This window comes from Candidatus Pelagibacter sp. Uisw_136, assembly GCF_047720275.1.
Taxonomy (GTDB): Bacteria; Pseudomonadota; Alphaproteobacteria; order Pelagibacterales; family Pelagibacteraceae; genus Pelagibacter.
On the sequence record NZ_CP159812.1, the window covers coordinates 216,558 to 230,684 of the forward strand.

At 29.9% G+C, this 14,127-nt stretch carries 11 protein-coding genes; 6 read left to right on the plus strand and 5 right to left on the minus strand.

The window, feature by feature from the left end:
• Positions 1-44 precede the first annotated feature (44 nt).
• Genes ABXT53_RS01110 through ppdK form a run of 4 tightly spaced genes read left to right on the plus strand, consistent with a single transcriptional unit; the run spans position 45 to position 6,454 of the window.
• Positions 45-851, plus strand: a complete 807-nt coding sequence (locus ABXT53_RS01110; protein ID WP_271482881.1) for a S49 family peptidase — start codon at positions 45-47, stop codon at positions 849-851.
• Positions 841-1,725 (plus strand): glycine--tRNA ligase subunit alpha, encoded by an 885-nt coding sequence (locus ABXT53_RS01115; RefSeq protein ID WP_415290833.1) that lies wholly within the window; start codon positions 841-843, stop codon positions 1,723-1,725. The genes ABXT53_RS01110 and ABXT53_RS01115 overlap by 11 nt, the downstream gene beginning before the upstream one ends.
• Positions 1,725-3,791, plus strand: a complete 2,067-nt coding sequence (gene glyS / locus ABXT53_RS01120; protein WP_415290834.1) for a glycine--tRNA ligase subunit beta — start codon at positions 1,725-1,727, stop codon at positions 3,789-3,791. The genes ABXT53_RS01115 and glyS overlap by 1 nt, the downstream gene beginning before the upstream one ends.
• Positions 3,791-6,454: a pyruvate, phosphate dikinase gene (gene ppdK / locus ABXT53_RS01125; protein WP_415290835.1), complete on the plus strand. Its 2,664-nt coding sequence runs from the start codon at positions 3,791-3,793 to the stop codon at positions 6,452-6,454. The genes glyS and ppdK overlap by 1 nt, the downstream gene beginning before the upstream one ends.
• On the opposite strand, the gene nadC is transcribed toward ppdK, so the two are convergent.
• The gene (nadC, locus tag ABXT53_RS01130) at positions 6,451-7,284 is read right to left on the minus strand and encodes a carboxylating nicotinate-nucleotide diphosphorylase (RefSeq protein WP_415290836.1); all 834 of its coding nucleotides are present in this window, start codon (positions 7,282-7,284) and stop codon (positions 6,451-6,453) included. The two genes, ppdK and nadC, sit on opposite strands and share 4 nt — an antisense overlap.
• Positions 7,285-7,289: 5 nt before the next feature.
• Positions 7,290-8,279, minus strand: a complete 990-nt coding sequence (gene nadA / locus ABXT53_RS01135; protein ID WP_415290837.1) for a quinolinate synthase NadA — start codon at positions 8,277-8,279, stop codon at positions 7,290-7,292.
• Between the two features lie 97 nt (positions 8,280-8,376).
• Here nadA and ABXT53_RS01140 point away from each other — a divergent pair, with 97 nt between their 5' ends.
• Complete coding sequence (locus ABXT53_RS01140) at positions 8,377-9,576, plus strand: hypothetical protein (RefSeq protein WP_415290838.1); 1,200 nt, start codon at positions 8,377-8,379, stop codon at positions 9,574-9,576.
• A 1-nt stretch (position 9,577) separates the two neighbouring features.
• Here ABXT53_RS01140 and ABXT53_RS01145 read toward each other — a convergent pair whose 3' ends face one another.
• Entirely contained in the window at positions 9,578-10,468 is an 891-nt protein-coding gene (locus ABXT53_RS01145) for a YgfZ/GcvT domain-containing protein (protein WP_415290839.1), read from the minus strand.
• Between the two features lie 43 nt (positions 10,469-10,511).
• On the opposite strand from ABXT53_RS01145, the gene ABXT53_RS01150 reads away from it, so the two are divergent.
• Positions 10,512-11,816 (plus strand): dihydroorotase, encoded by a 1,305-nt coding sequence (locus ABXT53_RS01150; RefSeq protein ID WP_415290840.1) that lies wholly within the window; start codon positions 10,512-10,514, stop codon positions 11,814-11,816.
• Here ABXT53_RS01150 and ABXT53_RS01155 read toward each other — a convergent pair.
• Together ABXT53_RS01155 and ABXT53_RS01160 are read right to left on the minus strand one after the other, a co-directional pair.
• A complete protein-coding gene (locus ABXT53_RS01155) occupies positions 11,813-12,145 on the minus strand; it encodes a DMT family transporter (protein ID WP_415290841.1) in 333 nt (110 codons plus the stop codon). The two genes, ABXT53_RS01150 and ABXT53_RS01155, sit on opposite strands and share 4 nt — an antisense overlap.
• Positions 12,145-14,040, minus strand: coding sequence for a propionyl-CoA synthetase (locus ABXT53_RS01160; RefSeq protein ID WP_415290842.1), 1,896 nt, complete (start codon positions 14,038-14,040; stop codon positions 12,145-12,147). Before ABXT53_RS01160 ends, ABXT53_RS01155 begins: the two co-directional genes overlap by 1 nt.
• Positions 14,041-14,127 lie beyond the last annotated feature (87 nt).

Sequence of the window (14,127 nt, forward strand, 5' to 3'; positions counted from 1 at the left end):
TAAGTAGGCTTTATATTAAATCAAAAATTCTATAAGGATTAACAATGTTCTCTTTTTTTAAAAAGAAAAAAATAATAGCTCATATCAAGCTAAATGGTGTGATTGGTAATGCTGGAAAGTTTAAACAGGGCATAGATTTTGCAGGACAAGAAGAGATTATAGAAAAGGCTTTTTCACTAAAAAAAGCTAAAGCAGTGGCAATTACAATCAATTCACCAGGTGGATCACCCGTACAATCACATTTAATCTATAAATTTATTCGAGCTCAAGCTAAGAAAAATAAAATAAAAGTAATAGTATTTGCAGAAGATGTTGCAGCTTCTGGTGGATACTTAATAGCTTGTGCAGGTGATGAGATATATGCAAATTCAAGCTCAATTATTGGATCTATAGGAGTAATTTATTCATCTTTTGGATTTACAGAATTGATTAAAAAAATTGGTGTAGAAAGAAGAGTTCATACGGCAGGAAAAAATAAAAGTTCACTAGATCCATTTCAAGAAGAGAAGTCAGAGGATATTGAGAGACTTAAGAACATTCAATTAGATCTACATAAAGACTTTATTAAAGTTGTAGAAGAAAGCAGAGGATCTAAACTTAAAAAAGATGGTATTGAATTATTCTCAGGAGAGTTTTGGGCAGGTAGTAAATCAAAAGAGCTAGGTTTGATTGATGGATTAGGTAATGCTAATGAAATCTTAAAAGAAAAATTTGGTGAAGATGTTGTTATTAAAAAATTTGAAAAATCTAAAGGCTGGTTAAGCAAAAAACTTTCCTCATCAAGCAATCAAATGGATCAACTAGCAAATATTTTAGAGGAAAGATCTATCTGGCAAAGATATGGCTTCTAAAGAAAAAATTATAAAACCTAAATTTCAATCATTTCAAGATACTATTTTGAATCTTCAAAAATATTGGGGTAAACATGGTTGTGTTATTCTTCAACCATACGATATTGAAGTAGGGGCTGGAACCTTTCATCCTGCTACAACTTTAAGATCTCTAGGACCTAAGCCGTGGAAGGCAGCTTATGTCCAACCTTCAAGAAGACCTACTGATGGAAGGTATGGAGAGAATCCAAATAGATTGCAGCATTATTATCAATTTCAAGTTTTAATAAAGCCATCACCAGATAATATCAAAAAACTTTATTTAAATAGTTTGGCTGTTATCGGTATTAATCACAAAGAACATGACATTAGGTTTGTTGAAGATGATTGGGAAAGTCCAACTTTAGGTGCGGCAGGTTTGGGATGGGAAGTTTGGTGTGATGGTATGGAAATTACTCAATTCACATACTTCCAACAAATGGCTGGATTTGAATGCAAGCCTGTTTCAGTTGAAATTACATATGGTCTTGAAAGAATTTGTATGTTTACTCAACAAATGAAAAATGTTTATGATCTATTATGGAATGATGAAGGTGTAAAATATGGGGATGTGTTTCTTCAAGCAGAAAAAGAGTTCTCTGCATATAATTTTGAACACGCTAATACAGATAATCTACTCAAAATGTTTGATATGTTTGAGCTTGAAGCAAAAGCATTAGTAGAAAAAAAAATTTCACTACCTGCATATGATCAATGTTTAAAAGCAAGCCATGTATTTAATATTTTGGATGCAAGAGGAGTTATAAGTGTTGCTCAAAGAGCAGGTTACATAGGGCGTATTAGAAACATTACAAAAGCAGTTGCCGAAAGTTGGTTAAGCAGTCAAACAGATTAATGTCAGAATTTTTTTTAGAGCTGTTTAGTGAGGAAATACCAGCTGGTTTGCAGCGTAACTCACGTAATACTTTATTAAAAAATTTTCAAAATTTATTTGAAGAAAAAAAAATTTCATTTAAAAAAAGCTCTTCATTTTCAACACCAAATCGTCTTATAATTTTATTTGAGGGTCTATCTAAGGAAATAACACAAAAAGCTGAAGAAATAAAAGGACCAAATGTTAATGCACCAGAAAAAGCTATAGAGGGCTTTCTAAGATCAAATCAAATAGATAAAAAAGATCTAATGAAAAAAAAGATAGAAAAAGGAGAATTCTATTTTTTCAAGAAACCATCAAATAAAATTAATACCATAGATTTACTTCAAAAATATACGCCTCTAATCCTTGATAAATTACAATGGAAAAAATCTATGGTTTGGGGAAACTATAATCTTAGTTGGGCAAGACCGCTAAAATCTATTTTAGCAGTTTTTGATGATAAAAGCCTAGATTTTAAATTTTATCATTTAATATCTTCTAACACAACATTTACCGATAAAGAGTTTGAAAATAAAAAGAAAATATTTAAAAATTTTAAAAGCTATAAAGATTTCTTCAATCAATCAGGAATAATTATAGATCATGTACTAAGAAAAGAATTTATTATTAAAGAAATTGAAAAAATATCTAATAAAAATAATTTTATTGTTGAGTCAAACAATAAACTTTTAGATGAAGTCACAGATATAGTTGAGCAACCGAATATTATTATATGCAAATTTGATCAGAAATTTTTGAATATTCCAAAAGAAATTTTGATAATTACAATGCAATATCACCAAAAATATTTTCCAACATTTAACAAAAAAGGAAAAATTACCAATGAATTTTTAGTTGTGGCAAATAACAATGATGAAAAAGGTTATATTAAACTGGGTAACGAAAGAGTTGTAGAAGCAAGATTAAGTGATGCACAATTCTTTTGGGAAAAAAATAAATCTCAAAATTTAGTTAAACAAGTTTCAAAATTAAAAAGTATAAATTATTTTAAAGGTCTTGGATCTTATTTTGATAAGATTCAAAGAATGAGAAAGCTTGGAGGAATGATCTCTGATGAACTATTGATCAGTAAAGACCAAGTTGAGCTATCAGCATCAATCTGTAAAGTTGATTTAGTTTCTGATATAGTTGGTGAATTTCCTGAGCTTCAAGGAATTATGGGTGGACATTTTGCTGAAGTACAAGGTTTTGATAAAGAAATAGCTTTAGCTGTAAGTGAACATTATCTACCAACTGGACTTGATAGTAAGACACCAAAAAAACCATTTAGTATTGCTTTAGCTTTAACTGATAAAATTGACACTTTAGTTGGTTTTTTTGGGATCAATCAAAAACCAACAAGCTCAAAAGATCCTTATGCACTTAGAAGATCCGCACTTGGTGTAATAAGACTATTAATTGATAATAATAAAGAATTTAAAATCAAAGATCTTATTAGTTATTCTACTTCACTTCATAAAAACCAAGGTTTTAATTTTTCAAACGACTCATCTCAAAAAGAACTGTCTGATTTTTTAATGGACAGATTAAAATATTACATGAAAGAGAAAAAAATTAGAGCAGAGGTAATAGATGCCAGTATAAGAGCGCATGGAATAGACCACCTGAATAAAATATATAAAAAAGCTTCAACACTTAATGGACTAATTAACAAAGAAATAGGAGGGGATATTATTACAAGCTACAAGAGAGCGTCTAGTATACTTGATAGTGAGTTGAAAAACGCAGATCTCGAACTATCAAATACAACTGATCCTGGTATTTTTAAAAATGACTATGAAAAAAATCTATTTAAAAAGATTAATGAAATAAGAAAATATTTTACAAATATTGGAAAAGATGAAAACTATAAGGAAACGCTTGAAATTCTAGCTAGTGCTAAAAAAGTAACCTCAGAGTTTTTTGATAATGTTAAGGTCAACGATAATGATAAAAATATTAAAAAAAACAGATTGGAACTTTTACAAATGTTATGTAGAACATTTGATAATTACGTAAATTTTTCAAATATAGAAATCAAATAGTGAATAAGCTAATTTTAAATTTTAAATCAAAAGATTCAAAAAAGATTAAAAATCCAAAAAATTTTTTAGGTGGAAAAGGCGCAAACCTTTCTGAAATGGGCAGAATGGGACTGCCAGTTCCTCCTGGTTTTACAATTTCAACGAAAGTTTGTGAATTATTTTATAAAGATAAGAAAAAACTAAATTCAAAAATAGTTAGTATCATAAAAAAAGAACTAAAAATTACTGAAAAAGAAGTTGGAAAAAAATTTGGAGATTTAAAAAATCCTTTACTGTTATCTGTGAGATCTGGTGCAAGAGTTTCAATGCCAGGCATGATGGATACAATTTTAAATTTAGGTTTAAACGATAAGACTGTTATTGCGCTTTCAAAAAAAACTTCTAATAACAGATTTGCAAATGATAGTTACCGAAGATTTATTCAAATGTATGGTAATGTTGTAATGGGTGTTGAAGGCTATCATTTTGAAGAATTAATTGAAAATTACAAACTAACTAAAGGCGTTCTTTTAGACACAGATCTTGATGCAGAAGATTGGGAGGGATTAATTAATGATTTCAAAAAAGTTATTAAAGATCAAACTAAAAAAGAATTTCCTCAGAACGTATATGATCAATTATTAGGTGCTATTAGCGCTGTATTTTTATCCTGGGAAAGTAATAGAGCAAAAGTTTATAGGAAATTAAATCAAATTTCTGCTGAATGGGGAACTGCAGTTAACGTTCAATCAATGGTATTTGGCAATATGGGCAATGATTGTGCAACTGGAGTTGTCTTTACAAGAAATCCATCAGATGGTGTTAATGAAGTATATGGTGAATACCTAATTAATGCTCAAGGAGAAGATGTGGTCGCAGGAACAAGAACTCCACACTATATTACAAAAAAAGCAAGAAAAGATGCAAAAGTAAAAGAAGCTTCGATGGAGGAGGCTATGCCTAAAGTATTTAAACAATTGGATAAAATTTTAAAGATTTTAGAAAAACACTACAAAGACATGCAAGACGTAGAATTTACAGTTGAAAACAATAAATTGTGGATGCTACAAACAAGGTCTGGAAAAAGAACCTCAAAGTCAGCTGTTAGAATTGCAGTTGATATGGTTAAAGAAAAATTGATTTCTCAAAAAGAAGCCGTAATGAGAATAGATCCTGCTTCTTTAGATACATTGTTACATCCTACATTAGATGAAAAAAGCACACCGAACGTTATTGCAAATGGCTTACCAGCTTCTCCAGGTGCTGCAAGCGGTAAAGTTGTTTTTACATCAGAAGAAGCAGAAAGATTAAACAATGTTATGCAGGATACTATTTTAGTGCGTGTTGAAACCTCACCTGAAGATATTCATGGAATGCATGCTGCCAAAGGAATTTTGACAGCAAGAGGTGGGATGACCAGTCATGCTGCAGTGGTTGCAAGAGGCATGGGAAGACCGTGCGTCTCTGGCTCTAGTGAGATTGATATAAACTATGATGCAAAAACTTTTAAAACATCTTCTGTTGAAATTAAAGAAGGAGACATCATTACAATTGATGGGTCAACGGGAAGAATTATTTTAGGAGAGGTGCCAACAGTTAAACCAGAAATCTCAGGAGACTTCTCTAAATTGATGAGCTGGGCGGACAATTTTAGAAAATTAAAAGTAAGAACAAACTCAGAAACGCCATTAGATACAAAAACTGCAAGAGATTTTGGTGCTGAGGGTATAGGGCTTTGCAGAACAGAACACATGTTTTTTGATGAAGAAAGAATTTTATCTGTCAGAGAAATGATTTTATCAAAAACAGTAGAAGACAGAAACAAAGCACTAGAAAAGCTTTTACCACACCAAAAAAAAGATTTTATTCAAATATTTAAGATTATGAATGGTCTTCCTGTAACAGTGAGATTGTTAGATCCACCATTACATGAGTTTCTTCCAAAAACAGAAAAAGAAATTAATGATGTAGCAAAAGTTGTGGGTTTACCATTAAAAGAAATTGAGTCTCGAATTAATGAGTTGCATGAGCAAAATCCAATGTTAGGTCATAGAGGTTGTAGATTGGGGATTTCATTTCCAGAAATTTATGAAATGCAATGTAGGGCAATTTTTGAAGCCTTATCTGAACTTAAAATAAAAAAAATCAAGTCAGCATTTCCAGAAATTATGATCCCACTGGTTTCAACTGAAGCCGAGATTAGGATAATGAAAGATTTAGTAGTTAGAGTTGCAAAAGAAGTTCAAAAAGATAAAAAAATTAAAGTAGATTATTTAGTTGGTACAATGATCGAATTGCCAAGAGCAGCAATTAAAGCTGATGATATAGCTAAACATGCAGAGTTCTTTAGTTTTGGAACTAATGACTTAACCCAAACAACATTCGGTTTAAGTAGAGATGATAGTGGTAAATTTTTAAATGATTATCTTGAGAATAAGATTTTTTCTATAGACCCATTTATTTCAATAGATGATGGAGTAGGTGACTTAATAGAAATTGCAGTCAAAAAAGGAAGAAAAACAAATAAAAAAATTAAACTTGGAATTTGTGGAGAACACGGTGGAGATCCCAAAAGTATTCACTTTTGTGCAAATGCAGGTTTAGATTATGTTTCTTGCTCACCATATAGAGTTCCAATAGCAAGATTAGCTGCTGCACAAGCAGAACTGTCTAAAAAAAATTAAATTTCTAATTTAAAATCTATAGCAGGTACACTATGAGTGATGCTACCAATAGAAATTCTATCAACACCGGTTGCTGCAATTTTTTTAACTGATTTTAGGGTTACATTTCCAGAAGCTTCAGTTTCGTAATATTTTTTGGCTATTTTAACACCTGCCTTAAGTGTTTTATTGTTCATATTATCAAACAAAACAGTATTAAATTTTAAACCCTTTATTTTTTTGAGCTGATTTAAACTATCAACCTCTACTGTAATTTTTTTTCCTTTTTTATTTTTGATTGCAAGAGACACTAAAGTTTTAATATCAGAGCTTGCAATATGATTGTCTTTAATAAGAAATTCATCACTTAAGTTAAATCTATGGTTTGTACCACCACCTAACTTAACAGCATATTTTTGTATTACCCTTAAGGTTGGAATCGTTTTTCTAGTACAGCAAATTTTACATTTTTTATTAACCAATTTAACAAATTGATTAGTTTTAGTGGCAATTCCAGAGATATGACTCATAAAATTTAAAGCAACTCTTTCACCAATTAGAATATTTTCAGCCTTACCCTCAATTGTAGCTATTATATCATTCTTATTAATTAAGGAGCCTTCTTTTTTTTTAATAATAAATCTAATCTTACTATCTATTAATCTAAATGTTTGTTTTGCAAATTCTAATCCAGCTATCACAGCTTGTTGGTTGGAAATTAATTTAACTTTTATTATCTTATTATTTTTAACTAAGTTTGAAGTGATATCACCAGAAGGGTACAAATCTTCATTTAAGGCAAGTTTTACAACATTCTTGATATAATAATCGCTTAATTTAATTTGAGACACTTTTATTATCTGCCGATCGCAACCATTCTTTCAACAGGAATTCTTGCTTTTTCTATTGTCTCTTTATCCATTATGATTTCACCAGTTTCATTTTCTAGGCAATCTAAAATTTTTGGTAATGTAATTTTTTTCATATGAGGACAAAGGTTACACGGTCTAATAAATTCTACATTTGGGTTTTCTACTTGAATATTATCACTCATTGAACATTCAGTAACCATCATAACTTTTTTAGGTTGATTGTCCTTAACATATTTAATCATCCCACCAGTTGAACCAGCAAAGTCACTTGCTTTAATTACGTCAGGTGGACACTCTGGATGAGCTATTATTTTAATACCAGGATTTTTTGCTCTAATATCATGTATTTCTTTTTCAGTGAACTGGTCATGAACCATACAAATACCTTTCCAAGCGATAATTTCAACTTTAGTTTGAGAAGCAACATATTTTGCCAAGTAATCATCGGGTAAAAAAATAACTTTTTTAACACCAAGAGATTCTACAATTTTAACTGCATTAGCAGATGTGCAGCAAATATCTGTTTCAGCTTTGACATCTGCAGAAGTATTCACATATGAGACAACAGGCACCCCTGGATATTTTTTCTTTAACAATCTTACATCTTTACCTGTGATTGAAGATGATAAAGAACAACCAGCAGTCATATCAGGAAGTAAAACTTTTTTTTCAGGACTCATTAACTTAGATGTTTCGGCCATGAAGTGAACTCCTGCCATTACAATAATATCAGCCTCAGTTTTTGAAGCCTCAATTGCAAGAGCTAACGAGTCAGCTGCAACATCTGCAATACCGTGATAAATTTCTGGAGTTTGATAATTGTGAGCAAGTATAATTGCATTTTTTTCTTTTTTTAATTGATTAATTCTATGAATATAAGGAGCATGAACTGACCACTCAATCTCAGGCATAACTTTTGAGATTTTTTGATAAATGGGATCAGTTGCTATTTTAACTTCTGTTGAAAATTCCATATTAAAACTTACCAATTTGCAACAACCTTGTCATTATTTTTTCTGTCGCAATATATTTGGTAACAAATTGATAATAATATGTATATATCTGATTTTAATGCAAAAAATAAAGTCAAATAAAATTATTATTTTATATTTTTATCTCATTTCTTTTACTACGATATTTTATCTTACCTCACTTCACTTAAATTTAAGCAACGCAATGACTGAATGGCTGATCAATTATCAAGGTGGATTTACAAGAAGAGGTTTTTTTGGAGAAATATTATTTCAAATAGCAGTTTTTTTTGATTTAGAGCTAAAAAAATTAATACTTTTTATTCAGTGTTCAATTTACAGTATATTCTTTTATCTCATATATTCTTTGATTAAAGAATTGGAAAGATACATCTTAATTTATTTATCAATTTTTTCAGCAATTTTTTTATTTTTCCCTTTGGCAGAACTTGAAGCATTAGGCAGAAAAGAAGTTTTAGTTAGCATCCTGATGTTAAGTTTGGTTTTGATGAAAAACAAATCATTTAATTTTAAAATATCTTTTATGTTGGTAGGTGGAATATTCATTTTATTAACACATGAGATAATTTTTTTTCATATTTTATATTTTGTAATATTTTTAATAATAGATAATAAAAATAATTATTTTTCTAATAACTTAAAAATTATTTTATTTTTAATTTTTTTTATTATATGTGGATGGTTATTATTTAAAAATGTTTATACACTAGAAATGAAAAATGAAATGTGTAGGTCACTTAAGGAAAACCTTGATGTTTTGTGTGGTTTTCAAACGCATTATGTTGCAAATCCAATTTCAACATATATGGGTGAAGTGGGTTGGAGACCCATAAATTATTTTAGAAATTTTTTTATTTTCTTTGTAGGCTTTGGGCCTTTATTAATATTAAGTCTATTTACTAATTTTAATATAAAGAATGTTAATTCATTTTTTTCTAAAATTCCTTTGTTTTTTTTAATTCTTATATTGATTATTCCCAGTCTTTTAATATTTTTTTTATCAGTTGATACTGGCAGATATTTTCATTTGTCATATTCAATGACTTTTATTTTCTTTTTCGGACTTAAATTTAATGATTTAATCATAATTGATTATAAAAAATTAAGTTATTTTGAAAAAAAAATATTTCCTTCTTCAAAAATTTTTTCTTTTTTAATTATATTTTTAATTTGTTTCAGTTGGAATCCCAAAGCTACTTACAGAGAAGATCTTGGATCAATTCCAATCTATAGAACTTTTCAAAAATTGGATGTATTTATAAAAACTTTGAAGTGGTAGTTTATCTATTTATCCAATCAGGTTTATCTATTGTTATTAATGCATTCTTACAAGTGAATTCATTTTTTTTTTTAAAATCTATCTCCAGGTATTTTATCAGGGCAAAAGGATATTTATTATTTATTAAAACTTTTCCTACTTCAAATTCACCATTATAAATCAAATCATCTTGGTTTAACTCACCTTCTATTAAGTTAATAGGTAGCAACCTTTTTGAAAGCTTATTCTTTAATTTTATTCTAGCTGTATTTTCTTGACCAACATAGCAGCCTTTTTTAAAATCTATTCCATTTAGCTCCTCAAAATTACACTCAATTCCAAATAATTTATTTTGTAATTTATTCATTTCTTTTTGCGCAATTCCTAAATTATGACTTAATTTATAGTATTCATCAATTGGGGAATTTTTTAACTTTAATTTCTTTAAAGATAGGTAAAGTTTTTCTAAATTAATAATAAGTCTTGCACCCAGATCTTTATTTCTTGGGTCTAATAAAATAGGGTCCTCTCTATATTTTATTGTATTTCCAGGTTGATCCTTAGCACCTTCAAATTTTAAAAACTTTTCATGACTAAATGCTGCAATTACAAATTCATTGCTTAAATTCATAATTTCAACTTTAGATCTAAGCTTGTAGGTGCTCAGTTGTTTAAAGAGAGCCTCTGTTTGAGATTTTTCACAATCTATGAAGTAACCAGCTTTATGTTTTACAATAATAAAAGCAAATAAAAATTTTCCTTGTGGAGTTAGTAATGATGCAAAGCAGCTATTATCATCATTAACCTTGTTAATGTCATTACTAATTAGGTTTTGTAGAAATTCTTTTGCATCTGCTCCATTTATATAAAGAATCCCTCTATCTTCTAAAATATATACATTTTGAATATTCATAATTGATTGATCTCTAAATTTAATATAATTACTTTTTTCATAAATGTTAGATCTAATAATTAAAAACGGCTCATGCTACATAGACAAAGATCTTAAAGATCAAGATATAGCAATTAAAGATGGTAAAATTATAAAAATTGGCAAAATTGATAATGAAGCTAAAGAGATTTTTGATGCTAAAGGGTTAACAGTTTTACCAGGCTGTATTGATACCCAAACTCATTTTAGAGAACCTGGGTCAACAGATACTGAAGATTTACACTCAGGAAGTAGAGCTGCAATAGTAGGTGGCATAACAAGCGTGTTTGAAATGCCAAACACTAATCCACCAACATCTACCAAGGTAGAATTTCAGAAAAAATTAGATTTAGCCAAACATAGAATGTATTGCAATTATGCATTTTATTTTGGAGCAACAGCTGACAACGCAAGTGAGTTAGCAGATTTGGTAAATTTAGAAGGTTGTTGTGGAATTAAACTGTTTGCTGGATCGTCAACTGGAAACCTTTTAGTTGCTGAGGAAGAGGATATTGAAAAAGTATTTAAAAGCAGCTCAAAAGTTGTTGCAGTACATTCCGAAGATGAAGCAATTTTAAATATTAATAAAAAATTGATTAAAGAAGGAGATGTTCATTCACACCCAATTTGGAGAAGCGCTGAATGTGCAATCTCATCTACTAGAAGAATAGTTAGAATTGCTGAGCGATATAAGAAAAAAGCCCATATTCTTCATATTACCACGAAAGAAGAGATTGACTTTTTATCACAACACAAAGGTAACATAACATTTGAGATTACCCCTCAACATTTAACAATCTACGCTCCAGACTGTTATGATAAACTTGGAACTTATGCTCAAATGAATCCACCCTTAAGAGACAAATCTCATTATGATAGATTGTGGTATGGAGTAAAAAATAATCTTAATGATACAATTGGTTCTGATCACGCTCCACACTTAAGAGAGAATAAAGAAAAAAATTATCCAAATTCACCATCTGGAATGCCTGGTGTTCAGACACTTTTACCAGTTATGTTAAATCATGTTAATGATGGAAAGTTAACTTTAGAGCAATTAATGAATTCTATATGTGAAAATCCAGTAAAAATTTTTGGGATACAAGATAAAGGTTTTATTAAAGAGGGTTTTGATGCTGATTTCACAATCGTAGATATGAATAAAAAAATTATAATTAAAAACGAAAATATTGAAAGTAAATGTGGTTGGTCACCTTTTGATGGATATGAATTTAAAGGCACACCAGTATCAACAATCATTAATGGTCAAATTAAAATGAGGGAAGGTAAAATTTTAGGTGATCCTGAGGGTAAGCCTTTAAAATTTTAAATAGTTTTTACTGAAAAGCTATTTACAAGCACAACTCCAAAAACAATAAAAAATAATCCTAATACAGCTTGCCAAGACAATGATTGTTTAAAGAAGATATATCCTAATATTGCAACGGTAAATACTCCAAGACCACTCCATGTTGCATAAACAATTGCAATTGGAATTTTATTAACAACAAAAGTTATAAGATAAAAAGATAGCAAATAAAAAACTGCGAGAGTGGTGGTTGGGATAATTTTTGTAAAATTTTGTGAAACGGGTAACAACATTGTTCCACCTACTTCAAAAAAAATTGCAACCATTAAAATTAGATATGTTTTAATCACTACTTAAGAATATTATTTTTAATTAAGTCTTCTTTTATCTCAGTTAGGATAGCGGGATCATCAATAGTTGCTGGTACTTTATATTCTTCATTATCAGCAATTTTTCTAATAGTTCCTCTTAATATTTTGCCAGATCTTGTTTTTGGTAGTCTCTTAATGACAATTACAGTTTTAAATGCTGCTACTGGCCCAATAGTATCTCTAACCATTTTTATACATTCTTTTGAAATGGTTTCGTTGTCTTTTTTAACACCTGTTTTAAGAACGACTAGACCAATTGGTAATTGTCCTTTTAATTTATCAGCAATTCCTAATACTGCACATTCTGCTACTGACTGATGTTCTGATAAAACTTCTTCAATTGCACCTGTCGATAATCTGTGACCTGCAACATTAATAATGTCATCTGTTCTAGACATGATCCAAATATATCCATCTTCATCAATATGTCCTGCATCATAAGTTTCGTAGTAACCTTCATAGTTGGTCATGTAATTATCTTTGTATCTCTTATCTGCATTCCATAAAGTTGGAAAAGTTCCAGGGGGTAAAGGTAATTTTACAACTATATCTCCCATTTCATTAGGTTTAGCTAATGTTTGATCTGGCTTCATGATCTGTACATCATATCCAGGCACAGCTTTACATGCTGAGCCATATTTTGTTTTCATCATTTCAATTCCTGTACAATTAGAACTAATTGCCCAACTTGTTTCAGTTTGCCACCAATGATCAATTACCGGAACTTTTAATAAATTTTCTGCCCATTTAATGGTATCTGGGTCAGCTCTCTCACCGGCTAGAAATAATGATTTAAATTTACTTAAATCATATTTAGAAAAAAACTTACCCTCAGGGTCTTCTTTTTTAATAGCTCGAAAAGCAGTTGGTGCAGTAAAAAGAGATTTAACTTTGTAGTCCGAAATTATTTTCCAAAAAGCACCAGCATCAGGAGTGCCAACGGGCTTTCCTTCAAATAATACTGTAGTGCAACCCTTAAATAAAGGGGCATAGACAATATAAGAATGACCAACTATCCATCCGATATCACTTGCTGACCACCAAACATCATCAGCATCAATATTGTAGATATTTTTCATAGTCCATTTTAGAGCAACTATATGACCACCAATATCCCTAACTATTCCTTTAGGAACACCCGTAGTTCCTGAGGTATACAAAATATAAGCTAAATCATTTGAATTCATTTCAACACAATCTACTTCTTTTGCATTTGAAAGTGCTTCGCCCCAACTGATTTCTTTTGGAGCATTAAGCTCGACCATATGATCTATTCTTTGGAATAAGATCATTTTATCAATTTTATGAGAAGCCATCTTAATTGCTGCATCAACCAATGGTTTGTACTCAACAGTTTTTCCAGGTTCAAAGCCACATGAAGCTGTAACTATTACTTTTGCTTTACTATCATCAATTCTGCTAGCAAGTTCATTTGAGGCAAAACCTCCAAACACCACAGAGTGGATTGCTCCAATTCTCCCACATGCTAACATAGCTATAACTGCCTCTGGGATCATGGGCATATAGATTATAACTCTATCACCTTTGTTGACTCCTTGATTTCTTAGCGCTCCTGCAAATTTTGAAACTTTTTCTTTTAACTCTTTGTAGGTAAACTGCTTTTTATTGCCAGTTATTGGACTATCATAGATTAAAGCTAGATTGTCACCTCTACCTTGATCGATATGAATGTCTAAAGCATTGTAACAAGTGTTGGTAACACCATCTTCAAACCACTTATAAAAAGGTGGATTAGATTTATTTAAAATTTTAGTGGGTTTTCTAAACCAAAAAATATCATTAGATACTTCCTGCCAAAAATCTTCAGGATTTTTTAAAGAATTTTGGTAAATATCATTAAATTTTTTTGACATATTATTTGATTCTATTTTGTTAGTTTTTTAAGCTTATTAAATTAAAAATTGTATTAAAATTTAAAAAGTAAGTAAAATCAATACAAA

What these genes read in the sequence shown, in the direction of transcription:
- ABXT53_RS01110 (WP_271482881.1), top strand. Translation starts at nt 45, where the DNA reads ATGTTCTCTTTTTTTAAAAAGAAAAAAATAATAGCTCATATCAAGCTA.
- ABXT53_RS01115 (WP_415290833.1), top strand. Translation starts at nt 841, where the DNA reads ATGGCTTCTAAAGAAAAAATTATAAAACCTAAATTTCAATCATTTCAA.
- glyS (WP_415290834.1), top strand. Translation starts at nt 1,725, where the DNA reads ATGTCAGAATTTTTTTTAGAGCTGTTTAGTGAGGAAATACCAGCTGGT.
- nadA (WP_415290837.1), bottom strand. Translation starts at nt 8,279, where the DNA reads ATGGAATTTTCAACAGAAGTTAAAATAGCAACTGATCCCATTTATCAA.
- ABXT53_RS01140 (WP_415290838.1), top strand. Translation starts at nt 8,377, where the DNA reads ATGCAAAAAATAAAGTCAAATAAAATTATTATTTTATATTTTTATCTC.
- ABXT53_RS01145 (WP_415290839.1), bottom strand. Translation starts at nt 10,468, where the DNA reads ATGAATATTCAAAATGTATATATTTTAGAAGATAGAGGGATTCTTTAT.
- ABXT53_RS01150 (WP_415290840.1), top strand. Translation starts at nt 10,512, where the DNA reads ATGTTAGATCTAATAATTAAAAACGGCTCATGCTACATAGACAAAGAT.
- ABXT53_RS01160 (WP_415290842.1), bottom strand. Translation starts at nt 14,040, where the DNA reads ATGTCAAAAAAATTTAATGATATTTACCAAAATTCTTTAAAAAATCCT.